Below are 20,740 nucleotides of genomic sequence, written 5' to 3'. Positions count from 1 at the left end.
ACGTGGGGGGGGGGGGGGGGGGGGGGGGGGGGGGGGGGGGGGGGGGGGGGGGGCGGGGGCCCCCCCCCCCCCCCACGGCAGACCCGAACGGGCCCGTACGGGTGGCCCGAACGGGACAGCCGCATGACAGACACAGCCGTACGGGACGGCCCCGTGCGCGTGTCCGCCCGGCCGGAAGGGGCCGGGCGGGGGAGGGGAGTGAGGACGTGAACGAGACCATCGTGTGCGTGGTGGGCAACGTGGCGACCCAGCCGGTGTACCGGGAGTCGGCGGCGGGTCCGTCGGCCCGGTTCCGGCTGGCGGTGACGGCGCGCTACTGGGACCGGGAGAGGAGCGTCTGGACGGACGGGCACACCAACTTCTTCACGGTGTGGGCCAACCGCCAGCTCGCGGTGAACGTGGCCGCGTGCGTGGAGGTCGGCCAGCCGGTCGTCGTGCAGGGCCGGCTGAAGGTGCGCACGGAGGTGCGCGGCGAGCAGCAGCAGTGGGCCTCCGCCGACATCGACGCCGTGGCGATCGGCCACGACCTCGCCCGCGGTACGGCCGCCTTCCAGCGCTCGGCCAAACCGGAGGCACCTCCGACGGCGACCCGGCCGGAGCCGAACTGGGAGACACCGCGTCCCGCCGACACCCCGGACGAGGGGAGCGATACGCCGCAACAAGCGGCGGAGGCAGTCGCGGTGACGTGACGTCAGTACCGGGTTACGGCGGGGCGGAGCCGGACCGGTCGGGACCGGGAACCCGGTTGCCGCCGTGGCACCCGGTTGCCGAACTCCCTGTACGAACCGGTGGATTTGTCGATATGCCCAGCTCATGGACGGTCCCGGCGATAACGATTACGGATCGGATCGCCCATCGGATCATCCGACCGGCGGGAGAGGCTCCGGCTGATCCATAGGATGCCGGGCATGCCCCCAGGGGCTGCCGATTCTGCTGGTGGGACCGTCCCCCCCCCGTCCAACGGGTCCTGCTCGAAGGGGAATTCTGTGCTTGCTGCGTTCAGTGGGTTCCGCCGTTCCGCCGGAGCGGCCCGCCTGGCCGCCGCCACGACGGTGACCGGACTCGTGGCGGCCGGTGTGCTGTCCGGCGCCGGTACGGCCGTGGCCGACGGGACCGACGGGACACCGCAAGCCCAGGGCGGGGCGACGGCCACGATCAACGGCCTGAAGACCTACGGCGAGGCGGTGATCCACCAGGACGGCGGCGACCAGCGCGTGGCGGCGGGCCTGTTCGAGATGTCCGTCGACGGCGGCGGCACCCTCCAGACGTACTGCGTCGACCTCCACAACCCCACCCAGCGCGACGCCCTCTACGAGGAGACGCCCTGGAGCGGCACCTCGCTGGGCGGCAACAAGGACGCCGGCCGGATCCGCTGGATCCTGCAGAACTCCTATCCCCAGGTCAACGACCTCGCCGCGCTCGCCCGCCAGGCGGGCGCCGGCACCCTGACCGAGCAGGACGCGGCGGCCGGCACCCAGGTGGCCATCTGGCGGTACTCCGACCACGCGAACGTCGACGCCGTCGACCCCCAGGCCGAGAAGCTCGCCGACTATCTGCAGAAGAGCGCCCGCGACCTCGGCGAACCGCAGGCCTCGCTGACCCTGGACCCGCCGGCGGTCTCCGGCCGGCCGGGGGACGTGCTGGGACCGGTGACCGTGCACACCAACGCGAACACCGTCACGGTGAGCCCGCCGCCGGACGCGGCCACCAGCGGGGTGCGGATCATCGACAGGACCGGCAAGGTGATGACGTCCGCGCAGGACGGCACCCAGCTGTACTTCGACATTCCCGAGGACGCCACGAACGGCACGGCCCAGCTGAGCGTGCAGGCGTCGACCACGGTGCCGGTGGGCCGTGCCTTCGCCTCCGACAGCCGCAGCCAGACCCAGATCCTGGCCGGCTCCAGCGAGTCCACGGTCTCCGCGACCGCGACGGCCACCTGGGCGGCCGGGGGCGCCATACCGGCGGTGTCGGCCCGGAAGAACTGCGCCAAGGGCGGCCTGGACATCTTCGCGGCCAACAAGGGCGACAAGCCCTTCACCTTCGAGCTGATGGGCGCCGAGCACACCATCCCCGCGGGCGCCTCGCGCACGGTGACCGTGCCGCTCCAGGAGGACCAGGCCTACGACTTCACGATCACCGGAGCGGGCGGCTTCAGCCACCGCTTCACCGGGGTCCTCGACTGCAAGACGCAGGGCGTGATCACCGCGCAGACGGCCCAGGACCACAACGAGCCCAGCCCCGCCTCGGTCGGCGGCACCACGGCCCCCGGCACCAACCTCGCCGCGACGGGCGGCTCGGCGATCACTCCGCTGATCGCCGGCGTGGCCATCGGATTCGTGGTGATCGGCGGCGCGGTCCTGGTCCTGCTGCGCAAGCGCGAACAGGCCGACGGCTGACGACGTCGTCCGCGGGATACCACCGTGGCGGGCATGCGCCGCCCGGGTGTCTTCGCGGACGGGCCTCCCCGTCTCGGTGAGGCCGGCGCCCGGACGACGCCGACAGCCGTCCGACCAGCCCATGAGACGTCGGATCAGAAGGTGACCGGGCCCCTTGCGTGCCCGAGGGGACGGGGAATCGCGGGGCGGTTTCCAAGAGCGTCGTGGGTGGCCGGCAGATCATGTTCTCGGCGGGGTTGGAACATCCGACGGCCGAGAGGGACGCTGTTCTCATGCGCTGGCTCTTCCGCGCCTCTCTCGGGCCGGGAGCGGGCGATCACGAGCGGCTCCTCCTCAGGCTGGAGCAATGCGTGCCGTTCGCGGTCCTGCTCCTGGGACTCGGCATAGAACTCTCGCCGATGCACACCGTGTACACCGGGCCGCTCCTCACTGCGATGCCGGCGCTCGCCGCACTCACGATGGGCCCCCTGGGCACCCTGTCGACGGCGGTCGGCGCCCTGGCGGTCACGAGCACGACGGCCACCCTCCACCGTTCATGGGGAACCGGGCCGGTCTACAGCAACCTTGTCGGCCTCATCGTGGTCTCTGTCGCCTGCGTCACCATCAGCGGCGTCATGCGGACGCGCAGACAACACGAGCTGGACCAGATCCGCCGCGTCGCCGAAGCGGCTCAGGACGTCCTGCTGCGGCCCGTGAGCCCCCGACTGGGCCCGCTCCGGGCCGCCAGCCTCTACCTGGCGGCCGAGTCCGGGGCCCAGATCGGCGGTGACCTGTTCGAAGCCGTCCAGACCCGGTACGGGACCCGGATGATCATGGGCGATGTCAGGGGGAAGGGGTTGCCCGCTGTTCGCGCGGCCGCGGCCGTACTGTGCGCGTTCAGGGAATCCGTCCACTACCAGCGCGATCTGGCCGAGGTCGTCAGTCACTGCGCGGCCGCCATGGGCAGGGAGCGCGCCGCCGCCGATCACGACGAGGCATACCGGATGGAGTGTTTCGTCACCGCACTCGTCGCCCAGGTGACGAACGGATCCGTGGTCCAGCTGGTCAACCGCGGCCATCCGGCTCCGCTGGTACTGCACCGGGGCAGGGTCCACGCCATCGGCCCCAGCCTGCCTCTGCCGCCCCTCGGCCTGGAGGACCTGATGACGGGGCCCGAGGCCGCCGCGGAGAGCTACGCCTTCGAGCCGGGCGACCGACTGCTCCTCTACACGGACGGCGTGGTCGAAGCCCGTAACGCGGCCGGCGACTTCTTCCCTCTGCCCGAAGCCATGGAAGCCGTGAGCGCGGGCACCCCGCAGCAGTTTCTGGAGGAACTCCATCAGCGGCTGATCAGCCACACCGCCGACTCCCTGAAGGACGACGTGGCCATGATCCTCATCGACCGGCTTCCGGACAGCGCGCACGAGCGAAGCCCTGTCGCCCACTCGGCCGGCCACAACCCCTGACCGCCTCCGGACCGGGCAGGTCCACAGACTGCCCGACGCGCCGGAAGCTTACGGGGCCATGATCCTTCGCGCCAAAGCAGCTCCAGCCCAAAGCCGCTCCGTAAGGTGTTTGGCGGTCCGGAAGAGTGGGGTGTGACCGAGGCGCAGGCGCCGTTGGTCGACGTTGAGAGACCCCCGTGATCGACCTGATAAAGATGAGGCCAGACCTCAAAGCCTTCACCTGGCGCGGGTGTCGTCCTCACCGCTGGCCGGCCCCCGCCGCCTTGACTCAGCCTTGATCCATCGATCCGATTCTGAGGTGGCTGTGCTGAGGGCCTGTCCTCGGATTCACCAGAAGTGAGATCGTCCCCGATCACGGCCGAGAAGTCTCCGGATCAGCAAGAACGTGCCCACGGCGATCAGGGTCGCCCCCATAAGGATCAAGGCCACCCCGATAGCGATCAGGAATGTCCCGATAAGGACCAGAAGCGCCCCAATCAGGATCAAGAGCGTCCCGATGATGAGGAGAAAGATCGCGAGGACGGTCACGGTTGTCTCCTGTCCTCCCTCCCGCTCTGCCGCCTTCCCTGCTCCCGTGGGAACACACGGCCTCACGATCACTGACGGCTTGCCGCGGCCAAGAGGTCAGCCCACGGTCCGCTGGTTCCCATCGGGGCCGGCGCTGGGCCGTCTCTGGGCCGCGCAAGGATGCCCGAGGCCGACCAAGGGCGACCGGCAGTGACGGACGCGCCGCAGCCCGCAGCAGCGAAACCCCAGGTCAGAGCGATCGGACCATACGCGTTTCCGCCCAGGGGTAGCCGTACGGCAAGATGGGGTGTATCTGCCCACTGCCAGATTTCAAGCTGCCGGACGGTTTCTCTTGGCTGAGTTCATTTACACCATGCGCAAGACGCGCAAGGCGCACGGCGACAAGGTGATCCTCGATGATGTCACCCTGAACTTCCTGCCGGGAGCGAAGATCGGCGTCGTCGGCCCGAACGGTGCCGGTAAGTCGACCGTGCTGAAGATCATGGCGGGCCTGGAGCAGCCGTCGAACGGCGACGCGTTCCTCTCCCCGGGCTACAGCGTCGGCATCCTGCTCCAGGAGCCCCCGCTGAACGAGGAGAAGACCGTCCTGGAGAACGTCCAGGAGGGTGTCGCCGAGATCAAGGGCAAGCTCGACCGGTTCAACGAGATCGCCGAGCTGATGGCGACCGACTACTCCGACGCGCTGCTCGACGAGATGGGCAAGCTGCAGGAGGAGCTGGACCACGCCAACGCCTGGGACCTGGACGCCCAGCTGGAGCAGGCCATGGACGCGCTCGGGTGCCCCCCGGGCGACTGGCCCGTCACCAACCTCTCCGGTGGTGAGAAGCGCCGCGTCGCGCTCTGCAAGCTGCTGCTGGAGCAGCCCGACCTGCTCCTGCTCGACGAGCCCACCAACCACCTCGACGCCGAGTCGGTGAACTGGCTGGAGCAGCACCTCGCCAAGTACCCGGGGACCGTGGTCGCGATCACTCACGACCGGTACTTCCTCGACAACGTCGCCGAGTGGATCCTCGAGCTCGACCGCGGCCGCGCCTACCCGTACCAGGGCAACTACTCCACCTACCTGGAGACCAAGGCCTCCCGTCTGAAGGTCGAGGGCCAGAAGGACGCCAAGCGGCAGAAGCGGCTCAAGGAAGAGCTGGAGTGGGTGCGGTCGAACGCCAAGGGGCGGCAGGCCAAGTCCAAGGCGCGTCTCGCCCGGTACGAGGAGATGGCCGCCGAGGCCGAGAAGATGCGGAAGCTGGACTTCGAGGAGATCCAGATCCCGCCGGGGCCGCGGCTCGGCAACATCGTCGTCGAGGTCGACAAGCTCAACAAGGCCTTCGGCGAGAAGGTCCTCGTCGACAACCTCAGCTTCACGCTGCCGCGGAACGGCATCGTCGGCGTCATCGGTCCGAACGGCGCCGGCAAGACCACCCTGTTCAAGATGATCCAGGGCTTCGAGACCCCGGACTCCGGCGACATCAAGGTCGGCGAGACCGTCAAGATCTCGTACGTCGACCAGGGCCGCTCCAACCTCGACCCGAAGAAGACGCTGTGGGAGGTCGTGTCCGACGGGCTCGACTACATCAACGTCGGCCAGGTCGAGATGCCGAGCCGCGCGTACGTGTCGGCGTTCGGCTTCAAGGGCCCGGACCAGCAGAAGCCGACCGGTGTCCTCTCCGGTGGTGAGCGCAACCGCCTCAACCTGGCGCTGACCCTCAAGCAGGGCGGCAACCTGCTGCTCCTCGACGAGCCCACCAACGACCTGGACGTGGAGACCCTCAGCAGCCTGGAGAACGCTCTGCTGGAGTTCCCCGGGTGCGCCGTGGTCGTCTCCCACGACCGGTGGTTCCTCGACCGCGTCGCCACCCACATCCTCGCCTACGAGGGCGACTCCAAGTGGTTCTGGTTCGAGGGCAACTTCGAGTCGTACGAGAAGAACAAGATCGAGCGGCTGGGTGCGGACGCCGCGCGTCCGCACCGCGCCACCTACAAGAAGCTGACCCGGGGCTGATCGGTCTTGCGCCACATCTACCGCTGCCCGCTGCGCTGGGCGGACATGGACGCGTACGGCCACGTCAACAACGTGGTCTTCCTCCGCTACCTGGAGGAAGCCCGTATCGACTTCCTGTTCCGCCCGGACAAGGAGTTCAAGCAGGGGTCCGTGGTGGCGCGCCACGAGATCGACTACAAGCGCCAGCTCGTCCACCGGCACCACCCGGTTGACATCGAGCTGTGGGTCACCGAGATCAGGGCCGCGTCCTTCACCATCGCCTACGAGGTGAAGGACGCCGACCTGGTCTATGTGCGGGCCTCGACGGTGATCGTGCCGTTCGACTTCGAGGCCCAGCGGCCGCGCCGGATCACCGCGGAGGAGCGGGAGTTCCTCCAGGAGTACATGGACGGGGCCGACGAAGCCGACGAGGAGGCCGTCGCCGCATGACGGTGCTGCACCTGGCCGACGAGACGGAGGCGGCGGACCTCGCCGCCTTCCTCTCCCGGCTGCTCCACTACGACCGTGGAGCCGCGGTGCGTCTGCAGGCGGCCGGCACGACGCTCGCCGTCTTCGGCCGGCCCCCGTCCTTCGAGGTGCTGGCCGTCCGTGCCGTACGACTGGCGAAGCCCTACGAGAAGGGCCTCGACGCCACCCTCGACGTGACCGTCTCGGCCGGTGAGCTCCTGGAGTCCGTGGACGAGCGCGCGGCCACCGCCGCCGTACCGGCCGCGGTCACCGGTCCGCCGTGGGCCGGTGTGCTGCCGCCGCGCGGCGGCTGGCAGCCCGTGCCGGGGCTGCCCGCGCCGGACGCGCTGCGGGCCACCGTCGCCGCGGCGGTCGGCGAGTTCCGCTCCCGTACGGAGGAACTGGCGCCGCAGGGCCGTACCCGGGCCGAGCTGGACCGGATCGGGCGGGACATCTGGTCCCGGGAGATCGGGCGGACCGGGCTCCCGGTGCGGGCCGTGCACGCCGCGCAGTCCCTGGGCTTCCTGCGGCCGGGCGCCGATCCGGCCGGCACCGGGCTGTTCTCCTCTGGGGCGTGGCTCCGCCTGCGCACCCCGTACGGGTCCGTCGCCGTACGGCGAACGGGCCTGGGCCTGCTGGGCGTCAGCGTGCGCTGAGCCCACGCGGCTCACTCCGTGTCGTCCGGCCACACCCCGATGTGGTCGGACTCCAGTTCCAGGGCCACGCGGTCGCGCATGTCCAGGGCGCGGAGGTAGTCGGCGGGGAGCTGGAGCCGGCCGGCGCGGTCGAGCATGGCGTACTCGCGGGCGACGACCGTCTCGTGGCCGGTCGTGGCGTCGATCTCGCTGCGCCGCAGCACCTCCGTGGACGTACGGCCGTCGCGGATGGCGACCGTGCGGCGGACCTCGCCCGCCACGGCCTGGTCGTGGGTCACGATGACGATCGTGGTGCCGAGGGTCTCGTTGGCCGTGCGGAACGCGTCGAAGATCTGCGCGGCCGTCCGGGAGTCGAGTTCGCCGGTGGGCTCGTCGGCGAGCAGCACCGCCGGGCCGTTGGCGAGGGCCACGGCGATCGCGACGCGCTGCTGCTGGCCGCCGGACAGCTCGTGCGGATGGCGGTCGCGGCAGTCGGCCACCTGCAGCAACTCCAGGAGCTCCAGGGCGCGTTCGGTGCGGGCGCGACGGCCTGCGCGGGTACGGCGGCGGGCGCCGGAGAGCTGGAGGGGGAGCGCGACGTTCTGGGCGGCGGTGAGGTAGGGGAGCAGGTTGCGGGAGGTCTGCTGCCAGACGAAGCCGACGGTTGTGCGGCGGTAGGCCAGGCGGTCCCGTGCGGTCATGGTGAGCAGGTCGTGGCCGGCGACGCGGGCGGCGCCGGCGGTGGGGGTGTCCAGGCCGGCGAGGATGTTCATCAGGGTGGACTTGCCGCTGCCTGAGGCGCCGACGAGGGCCATCAGCTCACCTTCGCGGACGAGGAGGTCTAGGCCCTGGAGGGCTTGGACCTCGATGCCGTCCGTGGAGAAGATGCGGACGAGACGGTCGCAGGTGATCAGGGCGTCATGGCCGTAGGCGGGCTGGTTCCGGGATTCCGCGACACGGTCCGCCAAGTCGGTGAGGGTGGGGTTGCTGGTCATCGGGTCTCCTGCGTGACGGTGCCCTGTGCTGCGGGACGGCGGTGCGGGTGCCGGTGCTGTACGGGTGCCTAGTGCCGTGGCCGGCCGGGGGCCGGCTTCGCTTGCCCGCTCTTGCGGGGTGCCGCTGCGCCCACCCGTGCCGCCCCAGCGGCACGACTGCCCGCAGCAACGCGGGTACGGCCGCCGCTGCCGGGTGGACGCCGGCCTGGCGGCACGACAGCCCGCAGCGGTGGCTGGACCTCGCGCCTTCATCGGCCGTCCCCCGCTCTCAGTTCCTGCACCGAGCCTCTCCGGCCCGTCCACCACGCCTGTGCCGTCGCGACGCCCACCGTCACCACCACGACCAGGAGCGCCGGGATCGTCAGGGACCACGGGTCCGGTTTCAGCGCGGCTTCGGACAGGGGGGACTGGGCCGAGGACAGGGCGATGGTCGTCAGGTCGATGCCGGGGGAGAGGAGGCGGACGGTGGCCCAGCCGGTCAGGGTGGAGCCGAGGGCGGCGAGGAGGGCCTGCGGGAGGGATTCCAGGATGAGCAGGCGGCGGCCTTCCGCACGGGTGAGGCCCATCGTGCGCAGGCGGGCCAGCAGGGCGGCGCGCTCGGGAGCCGCGCGGAGGAGGGCCAGCAGCAGGGCCAGTACGGCGAACCCGGCGCCCGCGGCGACCGCCGCCGTGTAGACGTGCCCGGCCCCGGACTGCAGGGGCGAGTCGGCGTACCGGGCGCGCTCCGCGGCCAGGAGATGGACGGTGGCGGAGCCGTCGGCCGCGTGCCGCAGCGCGCCGGCGTCGAGGCGGTCGCCGGTCAGCAGCAGGGCCGTCGGGCGGTCGGCGGGGGAGGGCAGGCCGGCCCGGTTCACGATCAGGAAGTTGCCGCCGGACACCGCCGGAGTGGCGTCGCGGACCAGTGCGATGCGCACGGTGACCGTGCTGCCGTCCGACAGCCGGACCGGGAAGGGGCGCCGGGTGCCGTACTCGGAGGCGACGGACGGCGAGGCCACCGCCGGCAGGGGACGGCCGGAGCGCGAGGCCAGCGCGGCCGGGCGGAAGGCGCCCAGGCCGGTACGGGCCGTCAGCGCGCCGTAGGACGACGGGTCCGCGCCCACCAGCGACACCGAATCCTGGCCGTCCACCGGCTTGGCCTGGTAGTCGATGCTCACGGCCGCCACGTCCCGCACCCCGTCCACGGCCCGCACCCGGGCCGGCGCCGCTGTCGGCAGCGGGGCGTCGGAGTCCAGGCGGGCGTCGGCGCCGACGGTCAGCAGTGCCGCCCGGTTCCGGGCGTCGGCCACGCCCGCCAGCACCGAGCCGCCGAACGCCGCCGTGGTCAGCGCGGTCAGCAGCGCCACGAGCGGCAGCACCGCGGAGATCCGGGCGCGGCCGGCGCGGGCCAGCGAGAGATGGCCGGTCGCCCCGCGCAGGCGTGCCGCCGGGCCGGTGAGGCGGCGCAGCAGCAGCGGGTAGAGGCGGAGCAGCAGCAGCGCGGCGATGACGCCGACCAGGACCGGGGCCAGTGCGATCAGCTGGTCGCCGGTGGTGCCGCGCCGCCGCAGCGCCGCGACCGCTCCGGCGGCCAGTACCAGCAGGGTCAGCTCGGCGACCGTACGGCGCCGGGAGGGCCGTTCGGTGGCCACGTCTGCGCGGTCGGCCGTCGCCCGCACCACGCGGTGCTCCAGGGCGGCGCGCAGCGGCAGGGCGGCACAGGCGGTCGCGGTGACGGCGGCCGCGGCGGCCACGGCGTACGGGGTGCGGCCGACCGGGACCGTGAGCAGGGCCGTGGCCAGGCCGAGCGCTCCGGCCGGTACGGCGACCACGGCGGTCTCGGCCAGCAGCCGCCCGGCGAGCGCGGGCAGGGAGACGCCGCGGGCGCGCAGCAGGGCGAGTTCGGCGCGGCGCCGGTCGGCGGCCAGCCCGCCCGTCATGAACAGGACGACCGCGACGACCGTGCCGGTGCCGGCGGCCGCCACCGACACCAGCGGGGCGATGCCGGAGCGCAGCTCGGCGAAGGAGCCGAGGGTGTCGTCCAGGCCGGTGCTGATGTCGGTGTTGACGTCGGTGACGGCGCGGGCGCGCTGCAGCGCGGGGCCGGACTCCAGGGCGGCCACGGCCGACTTCAGCCGGTCCAGGTCGTGGGCGTGCAGGGCGTGCGGGTCGGGCGCGAGGAACCAGTAGCGGAACGGGCGCGCGGCCGTGCCCAGCAGTGCGGGCGCCGCCTCCTGGGGGAGCAGCAGCGTGCCGAGCCAGTACTTCGGCGGGTCCCCGCCGGGGCTGGGAATCGTCACCAGGAACGGGCTGCGCATACGGGGCACGGTCGACCAGTAGGCGCCGTCGGGGTCGCGCGGGTCGAGGATGCCGGTGATCCGGACCGCGAGCGGGGGGCGGCCGGCCCCGGGCACATGGATGACGGAACCAACCTTGATGTGCAGGGACTTGGCGGTGGCGGCGGTCACGGCGGCCTCCACCTCGGGCGTGCTCGCGTCCACCGTGCGGTCGGCGCGCGGCATGCGCCCGGCGTTCAGGCGCGCGTGGTCGGCCAGGCCGCTCGGCGCGAACAGCGAGACACAGGCGGGCAACCCGGTGGGGCGGGGCAGGAACGCGTCCGGCACCTCCGGGTTCACGCCACTGGCGACGCCGTACACCGACTGGGCGCGGTCGACGGCCAGCGGGCTGTGGACCGTGGGGAGGATCTGCCGGTACTGCCGCTCCAGCGCGGCCGGGCGTATCGCCGTGGCCCGCTGTCCGGCCGGCAGGCCGAGGTCGGGCGCGGGTGCCTGCACGAGCACGGTGGTGTGGGTGGGCTGCGCCTGCGTGAACGCCCGCCGCAGGCCGGCGTCCTCGTACCGGTCGACCGCGCGCGGGAAGGCGCCGGCCAGGCACGCGGCCAGCGCGACCAGCAGCGCGAGCGCGCCGGCGGCCGTGGGCGCGGCCCGCAGCCGGGTCCGCACCCAGGGCGCGACGACACGCGACAGAGGACGGCCCGCCCCGTTCTTGTCGTGATTCACCTCACTCACCCCCCTGCTCACGCAGTACCCGGGCCGGGTCCGTGCGGCGCAGGGTCGGCAGGGCCGCCACCGTGAGGGGGACCACCGCGACCGCGCAGAGCAGCAACGCCACCCGGCCGGGCGGAAGCTGGACGAGGAGGTCCGGTACCGGGCGGGTGGCCTCGCCGGTCAGGACGATCAGCGGCAGGACGGCGCGGGCCAGTACGGTGCCGAGGCACAGGCCCACCGCGAGCGCCAGGCCCACCAGGACGGCCTGCTCGGCGGCGACCGTGCGGGCCAGCCGGCGGCGGGGCACGCCGAGTGCGCGCAGCACGGCGAACTCGGTGCCGCGGGCCCGCTGCGCGGCCGCCGCGCCGACCGCGAACCCGACCGCGGCGAGCGCCGCCGCCACCACGGCCGCGGCCGTGAACGCGGCCGTCGGGCCCGCCCCGAACGGGTCGTCGCGCAGCTCGGCGGCGATCTCGTCGCGCACCACCACCTGCCCGGGGTCCACGTCCGGCAGGGCCCGTACGGCGGCGGCCACCCCCGCCGCGGCGCCCGGCCCGGTGTCCAGCCACCACTCGTTCGGCGTCGCACCGTCGCCGTACCGGGCCTGCAGCACCTGGTTCAGGGCGCGCAGGTCGAGCAGGACGGCGCCGCCGTCGCGGGCGCCGGTGGCCGTCGGGTCGGCGGTGGCGGGCAGCCCGCGCACCGCACGGACGATCCGCACCGGCAGCGTGTGGTCGCCGACGGCCAGGTCGACGCGCTGCCCGACCCGGGCGCCGGCCGACGCCAGGTAGCGGTCGGTGACCACGGCGGGGACCGCGGCCGGCGCGTGTTGCGGCACCTCCAGCCGGATCGTGAGGGAGGCGACCCGCCATGCGTCGGCCTCCGGGAGGTAGCCGGTGCTGTAGACGAAGGTGTGGCTGCCGGTCACCCGGGGGCGGGTCGGGCTGGTGGCCTGGCTCGCGACGGCGTCGCCCGCGGCCTCCGCGGCGGTCTTCCAGCTGGCGGGCAGCGCGAGCCGGTGCGCCCGGCCGTCGGCGCCGGTCGCCGTCAACTCTTCGAGGTTCAGCCGGTGTTCGGCCTTCTTGCCGGGCTGGTTCATGTCCAGGCGGAGCCCGGTCAGGGTCAGCGGGCCGGGCGCGGCGCTCACGTCGAGGCTCAGCGCGTGCGGGTGCCCGTCCGCGGGGAGCTGTCCGAACGGCAGCTGGTACGGCACCCCGTACCGGTCCGCCAGCGTCACCGTCACGTCGGTGACCACCCCCGGCCCCGCCGAACTGCGCAGGCTCGCCGTCAGCCCGAGCCGGGCGGTGCCCGCGGGCACCCGGGTCCCGGCCAGGGAGTCCCGCGGCGCCAGCCCGGCGAGCAACGGCCGTACCGGAACGCCGGCCAGGTCGGGGCGCATCAGCACGGCGTCCGCGGCGTGCCCGGTGTCCAGCGCCAGCACGGTCGCCGTACGGTCGCCGGATAGCGGCTGGGAGACGCGCACGGCCGGTGCCCCCTCGCGTACGTGCGGCAGCCGGGCGTACAGGTCGGTACGGCCGAGGCCGCCCTCCCCGGCGGACACCACCCGTACCGGCACGCCGGCGCGGAAGTCGGCCTGGTCGTCCTGCGAGCGGCCCCAGGACGCGGCCTGCCCGATCGCGAGCATGCCGAGCGCGACGGCGAGGACGAGCAGCAGCACCGGGCCCGCGGCGCGCACGGTGCGTCGGCTGAACTGCCAGCCGGCCAGCGCCACCGGCAACCCGCGCCCGCCCGCCGCCCACCGCTCGGCGAAGCGCGCCACGGGCGGCAGCAGGCGCAGGGTGAGCACGGTCCCGGCGAGCAGCGCCAGCGCGGGCGCGGCCACCAGCAGCGGATCGACCCCGAGCGCCCCGGACCGGTCGGCGGTCACACCTCCCGACCCCTGCCGCCCCAACTGCCAGTAGGCCACCCCGGCGACCGCGAGCAGCCCGAGATCCGCACCGGCGCGCAGGGGAGCGGGGAGAAGCCCGGCGGAGGCGGGGCGGCGCCGCAACAGCGAGAGGGGTCTGGCGGGGCGCCGGGCACCCGCGTGCGAGGGCGCCGCGCCCCGGCCGCCCCGCCGGGGCGCCGGCGATCGTGACCGGCTCCCTCGGTCCCACGCCCCCGTGTCCGCCACCGCCGGTACCGTCACCGCCAGGGCGCAGCCCAGCGCCGCGGTGGCCGCCACCAGCCAGACGAGTGGGCGGCCGGCCGGGGGCAGGTCGAGGTGGAGGCCGAGGTGGGCCAGGGGGCCGTGTGCGGCGAGCAGGGCGGTGAGCGGGCCGGCGAGCAGGGGTGCGCAGCCGGCCGCGGGCAGCGCGAGCAGCAGCGCCTCGGCGGCGGCGAGGGCGGCGAGCCGGGCCCGGGAGGCGCCGCGTGCCCGCAACAGCCGGGTCTCGTCGGCCCGTTCGGTGCTGAGCAGCCGGGCCACCAGCAGCAGCGCGTACCCGGCGAGCAGCACCAGTTGCAGGGTGACGATCAGCAGCGTGGAGCGGGCGACGAGCAGCGAGCGGTCGATCCGGTCCAGGACGTCCGGCAGCGAGGTCTGCGCCATCGTCGTACCGTGCAGCGCCGCGCGGTCGCGCAGGCCCGCGCTGCCCGCCCGGGCCGCCGTACGCAGCCGGCCGATCCGCGCGGTCGTCATCCGGCCGAAGTCCGCCGACGCGAGCCACGCCGTGGGCCCGGTGCTGACCCGGCCGCCGGTGAGGACGGAGGAGTCGGCGAGCAGCGGGCCGTACGTCATGAAGGCGGACTTCTTCGCGCCGCGGCCGAGCAGGTCGTCCAGTTGCCAGTACGGCGCCGTCACCGAGACGGGGCGGTACAGCCCGGTGATCCGCGCCCGTACCGCCGGGCCGTCCAGCCGGTCGGTCAGGGTGAGCCGGTCACCCGGCTTCAGCCGCAGCGCCCGGGCGGCGGTCTGCGGGACGGCGACCTCGACGCTGCCCTCGCTACGCCGCGGGAGGCGGCCGGCGGTCAGCCGCAGCTGCGTGCCGTCCAGTGCCGCGAGGTAGGTCAGGTCCGGGTCGCCGGACCGGTCCACTGGCGGCTGCAGCGAGCGGGGCAGCGCGTAGGGGCCCGAGCGGCGCAGGGTCCTCAGCATCACCGGCAGGCCGTCGAAGGTCCGCCGGGCGCCCGCGCGTACGGCGGCGTCGGCGGCGGCCCGGCCGTCCGGCGGCACGTCGGCCTTGACGATCAGCGCGGCGTCGGCGGCGTTGCGCTGATCGGCCAGCACATGCCGCAGCGCGGCGTCGCCGATCGCCGCCGAGTACGCGGTGAGAGTCGCCAGTACCGCGGTGGTCAGCACCACGGTGAGCAACGCGGCACTCAGCAGCAGCCGGTGCGCACGCGCGCGTGAGAAGACCAACCCCGTCACCCGGCCCCCGTGTGTCCGGTACTCCAGACCTTCGGGCGATGCTGACAGAGCCGACCGGCTCCGGGTAAGCGGTCGTCGAGCGGTCTATACCAGATCGTGACCGGAATACGGCCACGCACGACCGGAATACGGCGTTCGGCGACGGTCGTTCGTCAGTCCGGGGTGTTGATCATCGACGCGGCGGCGTACGTCAGGTAGTTCCACAGCGTCGTCTCGTGCTCCTCGGACAGCCCGAGCTCCTCCACGGCCACCCGCATGTGCCGCAGCCACGCGTCGTGCGCCGCCCGGTCCACCTTGAACGGGGCGTGCCGCATGCGCAGCCGGGGGTGGCCGCGGTTCCCGCTGTAGGTGGTGGGGCCGCCCCAGTACTGCATCAGGAACAGGGTCAGCCGGTCCTCGGCCGGCCCCAGGTCCTCCTCCGGGTACATCGCCCGCAGGAACGGGTCCTCGGCGACTCCCTCGTAGAAACGGTGGACCAGCCGGCGGAAGGTCTCCTCCCCACCGACCTGTTCGTAGAAGGTCTGCTCCTGAAGCGTGCCGCGCCGAATCTCATTCACCCGTCCATCGTCTCAGACCGGGTGACCCAGGACTCGAGGCTTAGGACCGCAGGGCCCGCCCGGCCCCTACTGTGGACCCATGGGTGCCTACGACGCCGAGACCGACGATCTGGCCGCCGCCGCGCGGGCCGCGCTGGTGCGGGAGATCGACGCCGAGGGGGTCTGGGCCGGGGACCCGGTGTGGCGGGAGGCGTTCGCGGCGGTGCCCCGGCACCTGTTCGTGCCGTACTACTACGTCGCCGGGCCGCGCGGCTACGAGCGCCGCTGGGGCGAGAGCCCCGACGCCGAGGCCCGCGAGCGCTGGGTGCGCGGCGTCTACGAGGACGTTCCGCTGGCCACCCGGCTGCGCGACGGCGAGCTGGTCTCCTCCAGCAGTCAGCCCTCCCTGATGGCGCGGATGCTGGCCGCGCTGGAGGTCGAGGACGGCGACCGGGTCCTGGAGGTGGGGGCCGGCACCGGCTACAACGCGGCCCTGCTCGCGCACCGGCTCGGCGACGACGACCTGGTCACCACCGTCGATCTGGAACCGGAGATCACCGAGTCGGCCCGCCGGCACCTGGACGCGGCCGGATTCCATCCGGCCGTCGTCACCGGCGACGGCGCGCGCGGTGTGCCCGAGCGCGCCCCGTTCGACCGGATCATCGCCACCTGCGAGCTGTCCACGGTCCCGCGCGCCTGGCTCGCCCAGTGCCGCCCCGGCGCCCGCATCCTGACCCCGCTGGCCACCGGCCTGCTCGCGCTGACCGTCCGGGACGCGACCCACGGCGAGGGCCGTTTCCTGCCCACGGCCGCCTTCTTCGTGCCGCTGCGCGGCGACGGCCGGGGAGGTCCGGAGGGCGTGTCGCTCGCCGGGCTGCCGGGCCGGGCCCGCGAGCAGGAGACGTTCCGCTTCCTGCTCGCGCTGACCCGGGGCACCCTCGACCCGCAGGCGGCCTACGCGCTCTGGGAGCGCGAGGGCGAGCCGGAGCGCGAGCGGTACGGCGTCACGGTCGACGGCGCGCACGCCTGGGCCTGGCTGGGCGAGCCGGAGGGGCCGTACGCCTGGCCCCTCCCGTGACCGCCGCGGTGGTGCTCAGGCCCGGCGGATGGTGATCGTCGTCCAGGCGCCCACGTGCACCCGGTCGCCGTCCTGCAGCGGAACCGGCACGAACGGCTGGATCGGTTCCTCGGACATGTTGACCGTGGTGCCGTTGGTCGAGTTCTGGTCGACGACCGCCCAGCTGCCGTCGGGCTGCTGCACCAGCACCGCGTGCTGGTGCGAGACGCCCGGGTCCTCCGGCGGCACCGACAGGTCGATGTCGGGGGTGTCGCCGGTGGAGTGCCGGCGGCGGCCGATGGTGACCTGGTTGCCGCCGAGCGTGCGCTGCTGCTCGGGCGAGTACGCGGGCAGGTTCAGCCCCGCGGCCTCGGGACCCGAGCGCTGCATCATCGCCATGAAGTACTCGCGGTCCGGGCCGATGGTCGCCGTCCAGGTGGCCCGCTGCTGCGGGAAGCCCGGGACGGACGGGGCCTGCGCGGCGCCGGGCTGCGGGTAGCCGTACCCGCCGCCCTGGCCGCCGCCGGGGCCGGAGGCCGACGGCGGGGAGATCACCCAGTCGTCGTCACCGCCGAAGGCGGGGCCGGGAGAGGTGGGTCCCGAGGGCTGGCCGGTCTCGTCCGGGAACACGGGCGGCGCGGGCGGACCGGGCTGCTGGAACGCCTGCGGGGCACCGCCGGGACCGGCCGGGCCGGGCGGCGGCACCGGGCGCGAGGGGGCGCCGCCGAAGCCGGAGGGACCGGGCGCGCCGGGACCGCCCTGGGGCGGACCGGGGGGAGTGGGGCCACCGGGGCCGGACGGCTCACGGCCGAAGGGCGGCGGACCGGGCGGACCACCGGGGCCGCCGGGACCCTGAGGCTGACCCGGGCCACCGAAAGCGGAGGGGCCGCCGGGGCCGCCGGGACCCTGCCCCTGACCGCCGCCGAAACCGGAGGGACCACCGGCACCCGGGCCACCCTGGCCCGGCCCACCGAAGCCACCCGGACCACCCGGGCCGGAGGGACCCGGCGAGGTCGGCGGGCCCGAGGGGCCGCGCTCGCCGGCGAACGGCGTCGGGCCCGACGGCTCGCTGCCGAAGGACGGGATCGGCTCGGCGGGCCGGTTCATCTGCGAGGGCCGCGAGCCCTGGTACTCGTACCCGTCATTGCCGCCGTAGGTCGCGCTCGGCGGCTGGAACCGCGGCTGCGGCGGGCGCGGCGCGGCCGGGGTGTACGAGGTGGCCGTGTTGGTCAGGAAGTTCCACCGGCACTCCTCGCAGAAGGGCGCGCCGCCCTCGCGGGGCGTACGGCACTGCGGGCACAGCTCCGGCTCCGGGGCCGACGCGGCCGGCGGGCGTGAGCCGGACGGGCCGCCCTGCGGGGGCGGGAAGCCGTAACCGCCCGGCGGCGGGGGCGGCGGGGGCGGAGGTACGGCACCGGCCATGCGGTGACCGCAGACCTCGCACCAGTCGTCGGAACCCGACTGGTGTCCGTTCGGGCAGGTCGGCATGTCGGTGCTTCCCCTTCTCCGGATGTCCTACTGGGTCACTTCTTTACACGAACAGTCTTTGTGGACCGGGTCTCCAGAGTCATCTCATCAGCCTCCGCGACCTTCGTCTTCAACCGCACAGTACCTGTCGCGGCGTCGACCACGTCCACCACCTTCGCAAGCAGTTTCGCAGTATCGGCGTTCCCGGAGGCGTTGGCGAGCTGAACGGCACGCCCCAGTTTGGCCGTTGCACCGTCGAAATCGCCCGCCTTGCGAAGATCGAGCCCTTGCTTGATGGCTTGTGCCAGTTCGGCCTGTCCGGTGTAGTGGGCGACTTGGGGGTTGATCGAGGTGGAGGCCGCCATGTCGTCGGTCCACACCGCCCGCACGAGGCCCTGCGCGCCGAGGTTCTGTACCGATCCTCCCCCACTCTCGGCTACGCTCGAGCGGGAGGTGCCCCCAGCCTGCGGCACGACCAGGGAGACCCGCGCGGCGAGCATCTCCTGGCCGAGGTCGGCCGCCGGGACCGATACGCACAGGTGGTAGTCGCGGGACTCGTCGCCCCAGGACCCGGTCGGGTAGTCCCCGGCGCGCGGTCCGGCCTCGGTGCGGCGGGCGGTCAAGTCCTCCACGGTGGGCGCGACTTGCTTGACGAACCGGATGGTCGTGCCGACCGGCGTCCACACCCTGAGGGAGACGTCGGCGACCTCCTTGCCCATCGCCGTCTCCATCATCCGCGTGAAGTCGGCGGCGAGCCCGGCCGGGTCGGCGACGATGTCGGCGGTGCCGAGCAGCGCGGAGGCGATCCCTGTGACTTCTTTCACTTCCCAGTCGGTGCCCACGCCCCGCGCGTCACAGGTGAACCGTCCGGCGCACGCCTCCAGCGTCGCCCGCAGGTCCTCGGGCGACTCGTGTTCGTTGCGGCCGTCGGTGAGCAGGATGCCGTGCCGGATGGTGACGTCCGCCGAGTTCAGCAGCCGGTCGGCGAGCCGCAGCCAGGTGCCGATGGCCGTGCCGCCGCCCGCGCCGAGCTTGCGCAGCGCCTGCTTGGCCTGCTCGCGGGTGCCGGCGTCGGCGACCGCGAGCCGTCCGCCGCCAGGGTAGACCTCCTTGGCCACGTGGGTGCCGCCGAGCACCGCGAAGTGCGTGCCGTCGCGCAGTGTGTCGATGGCGGCGGCCGTGGCGTCCCGGGCGTTGCGCATCTTGGTCGGCGGGTAGTCCATCGAACCGGAGCAGTCGACCATGAGCGCCACGGCGGCCGAGGGGCCCCGGCCCCGCGGGTACAGCGGCGCCACGGCGCCGCCGACCGTGCCGCCGCCGGTCGAGGTCACCGTGACGATCGCGTTGACCTCGCGCCCGCCCTCCGGCAGGTACTCGTTCTGATAGACGTCCATCGAGAACTGCGGCACATGCGACTTCGCGAAATTGGCCATGCGTACTCAAATCCCCCTCGGACGCCCTGCCGATGCAGGGCGATGGCGGTGAACGGGCCGGTCCCCTCCGGCCCGCGGCCTCAGGCCGATCCTGCCCCCTGCGGCGGCGCCGGGAACGGCACGACGGCCACTGTTACGTTGTCGTGGCCCCCGCCGTCCAGGGCGTGGCCGACCAGGACCCGGGCGCTGTGCAGCGGACGCGCGGCCGCGTCGGCGGGCACGACCTCGGACATCTCCTCGGCCGTCTCGGCGTAGTTCCACAGGCCGTCGGTGCACACCACCACGACTCCGGGCCGGTCCGGCTTGAAGGACGCGGTGTGCGGCTCCAGTTCGTAGGCGTCCGCGCCGAGCCAGCCGGTGATCGCGTGGGCGCGCTCGTCGGCGTACGCCTCGGCCTCGCTCATCAGGCCGGCGGCGACCATCTGCGCGGCCCAGGAGTCGTCCTCGGTCAGCCGGGCCGCCGGCGCGCTGCGGTCGTCCGGCACCCAGTAGACGCGGCTGTCGCCGACCCAGCCGACGACCAGCAGCCCCGAGGTGACCACCGCGCCGACGATCGTGCACGCCGGGGCGTTCTGGTGCGGGGCATGCTCACGGGCCGTGGCGGGTTCCTCGGCGAGCGCGTTCACGGCCTGTGCGGCGGCGACGATCGCCTCGTGCATGGCCGTCTGCGGATGCGTGCCGCGCGGCAGGGCGGCCAGCAGCGCGTCGCCGGCCGCCTGGGAGGCGGCGGTCGAGGCGTCGTCGGGGCGGGTCGCGGAGGACACGCCGTCGCAGACGATGGCGAGGGCGGCCGGGGTGCCGTCGGGCAGCGCGGTGTGGCCGACGGCGAAGGCGTCCTCGTTGCGGTGGTGGCGCAGGCCCCGGTCGCTGACGGCGGCCACCGGGCCCGACTCGCGCTCCATGTGGTCGCGTTCGCGGGGCTGGGCGTGCCCGCAGTTCTCGCAGTAGCCGTCGCTGTCCACCCGGCCGGCCCGGCAGGCCACGCACACCTGCGCGGGCTCCTCCGGCACGGCTGTGCCCCCGGGGTTCTCGGCCACTCGCGGGTCGGGCGCCTGCAGCGGGTACTCGTCGGGCTCCGCGGGCCGGTCGAAGCGCACCCCGGAACCGGCCGGCTGCCGCGCTCCCTGCGCGTGCGGGTCGGTGCCGGACTCGTGCTCGGGCCCGGGCAGGGGCCTGCCGCCGGAGTCGGTGCCGGCCAGGTCGGCCGGCAGATGCGCCGCCGGCGGGGTGCCGGAGCCGTCCGGCTCGGGGGCGGGCCAGGCCACGCCGTCCCCGCAGGAGCCGTCCGCGGAGTCGGTCATGGTGAGCGTCGGATGGTCCTGCGGCGGCTCGGGTACGACGGAGAGGTCGTACCCGCACGCTCCGCAGAACAGGTCACCCGGCTCGACGGGCTCCGCGCAGCTCGGGCACTTCGCCAGTGCGGCCTGCTGGGGCTTCTGCGACATCGA

The 20,740-nt window shown here is 73.9% G+C and carries 15 protein-coding genes; 7 read left to right on the top strand and 8 right to left on the bottom strand.

Annotated elements, in window-relative coordinates:
- The first annotated feature begins 206 nt into the window (after positions 1-206).
- The 3 genes from ACIBJF_RS20595 to ACIBJF_RS20585 all read left to right on the top strand — a co-directional run bounded on the left by ACIBJF_RS20595 (position 207) and on the right by ACIBJF_RS20585 (position 3,844).
- Complete coding sequence (locus ACIBJF_RS20595; protein ID WP_390681156.1) at positions 207-689, top strand: single-stranded DNA-binding protein; 483 nt, start codon at positions 207-209, stop codon at positions 687-689.
- Positions 690-986: 297 nt separating this feature from the next.
- Positions 987-2,399 (top strand): Cys-Gln thioester bond-forming surface protein, encoded by a 1,413-nt coding sequence (locus tag ACIBJF_RS20590; RefSeq protein ID WP_399175425.1) that lies wholly within the window; start codon positions 987-989, stop codon positions 2,397-2,399.
- A 272-nt stretch (positions 2,400-2,671) separates the two neighbouring features.
- Positions 2,672-3,844, top strand: coding sequence for a PP2C family protein-serine/threonine phosphatase (locus tag ACIBJF_RS20585; RefSeq protein WP_399175424.1), 1,173 nt, complete (start codon positions 2,672-2,674; stop codon positions 3,842-3,844).
- A gap of 327 nt (positions 3,845-4,171) precedes the next feature.
- Here ACIBJF_RS20585 and ACIBJF_RS20580 read toward each other — a convergent pair whose 3' ends face one another.
- Positions 4,172-4,372 (bottom strand): hypothetical protein, encoded by a 201-nt coding sequence (locus tag ACIBJF_RS20580; RefSeq protein ID WP_399175422.1) that lies wholly within the window; start codon positions 4,370-4,372, stop codon positions 4,172-4,174.
- A 331-nt stretch (positions 4,373-4,703) separates the two neighbouring features.
- Here ACIBJF_RS20580 and ettA point away from each other — a divergent pair, with 331 nt between their 5' ends.
- From ettA to ACIBJF_RS20565, 3 genes are read left to right on the top strand one after another with little or no spacing between them, the layout of a single operon-like run.
- Complete coding sequence (gene ettA / locus ACIBJF_RS20575; protein ID WP_399175421.1) at positions 4,704-6,368, top strand: energy-dependent translational throttle protein EttA; 1,665 nt, start codon at positions 4,704-4,706, stop codon at positions 6,366-6,368.
- A gap of 6 nt (positions 6,369-6,374) precedes the next feature.
- Positions 6,375-6,797, top strand: coding sequence for a thioesterase family protein (locus ACIBJF_RS20570; RefSeq protein ID WP_351797547.1), 423 nt, complete (start codon positions 6,375-6,377; stop codon positions 6,795-6,797).
- Positions 6,794-7,471 (top strand): hypothetical protein, encoded by a 678-nt coding sequence (locus tag ACIBJF_RS20565; RefSeq protein WP_399175418.1) that lies wholly within the window; start codon positions 6,794-6,796, stop codon positions 7,469-7,471. Before ACIBJF_RS20570 ends, ACIBJF_RS20565 begins: the two co-directional genes overlap by 4 nt.
- Before the next feature lie 11 nt (positions 7,472-7,482).
- On the opposite strand, the gene ACIBJF_RS20560 is transcribed toward ACIBJF_RS20565, so the two are convergent.
- The 4 genes from ACIBJF_RS20560 to ACIBJF_RS20545 form a co-directional block, all read right to left on the bottom strand.
- Positions 7,483-8,445 (bottom strand): ABC transporter ATP-binding protein, encoded by a 963-nt coding sequence (locus ACIBJF_RS20560; RefSeq protein WP_399175416.1) that lies wholly within the window; start codon positions 8,443-8,445, stop codon positions 7,483-7,485.
- Between the two features lie 248 nt (positions 8,446-8,693).
- A complete protein-coding gene (locus tag ACIBJF_RS20555; protein ID WP_399175414.1) occupies positions 8,694-11,441 on the bottom strand; it encodes an FtsX-like permease family protein in 2,748 nt (915 codons plus the stop codon).
- A 1-nt stretch (position 11,442) separates the two neighbouring features.
- On the bottom strand, positions 11,443-14,799 hold the full coding sequence (locus ACIBJF_RS20550) for an FtsX-like permease family protein (protein ID WP_399175412.1): 3,357 nt from the start codon (positions 14,797-14,799) through the stop codon (positions 11,443-11,445).
- 152 nt (positions 14,800-14,951) lie between these two features.
- Positions 14,952-15,356 (bottom strand): globin, encoded by a 405-nt coding sequence (locus ACIBJF_RS20545; protein WP_399175410.1) that lies wholly within the window; start codon positions 15,354-15,356, stop codon positions 14,952-14,954.
- Between the two features lie 79 nt (positions 15,357-15,435).
- Between ACIBJF_RS20545 and ACIBJF_RS20540 the strand changes: the two genes are divergently transcribed.
- Entirely contained in the window at positions 15,436-16,413 is a 978-nt protein-coding gene (locus ACIBJF_RS20540; RefSeq protein ID WP_399175409.1) for a methyltransferase domain-containing protein, read from the top strand.
- 15 nt (positions 16,414-16,428) lie between these two features.
- Here ACIBJF_RS20540 and ACIBJF_RS20535 read toward each other — a convergent pair whose 3' ends face one another.
- The 3 genes from ACIBJF_RS20535 to ACIBJF_RS20525 all read right to left on the bottom strand — a co-directional run bounded on the left by ACIBJF_RS20535 (position 16,429) and on the right by ACIBJF_RS20525 (position 20,737).
- Positions 16,429-17,880, bottom strand: a complete 1,452-nt coding sequence (locus tag ACIBJF_RS20535; protein WP_399175407.1) for an FHA domain-containing protein — start codon at positions 17,878-17,880, stop codon at positions 16,429-16,431.
- Between the two features lie 35 nt (positions 17,881-17,915).
- The gene (locus ACIBJF_RS20530; RefSeq protein WP_399175405.1) at positions 17,916-19,292 is read right to left on the bottom strand and encodes a VWA domain-containing protein; all 1,377 of its coding nucleotides are present in this window, start codon (positions 19,290-19,292) and stop codon (positions 17,916-17,918) included.
- A gap of 80 nt (positions 19,293-19,372) precedes the next feature.
- Entirely contained in the window at positions 19,373-20,737 is a 1,365-nt protein-coding gene (locus ACIBJF_RS20525) for a PP2C family serine/threonine-protein phosphatase (protein WP_399175403.1), read from the bottom strand.
- Positions 20,738-20,740: the final 3 nt, after the last annotated feature.

This window comes from Streptomyces sp. NPDC050743 (genome assembly GCF_044456925.1).
Taxonomy (GTDB): Bacteria; Actinomycetota; Actinomycetes; order Streptomycetales; family Streptomycetaceae; genus Streptomyces.
Note: the sequence above shows the minus strand (reverse complement) of the source record. Positions and strands in the feature narration are given on the sequence as shown.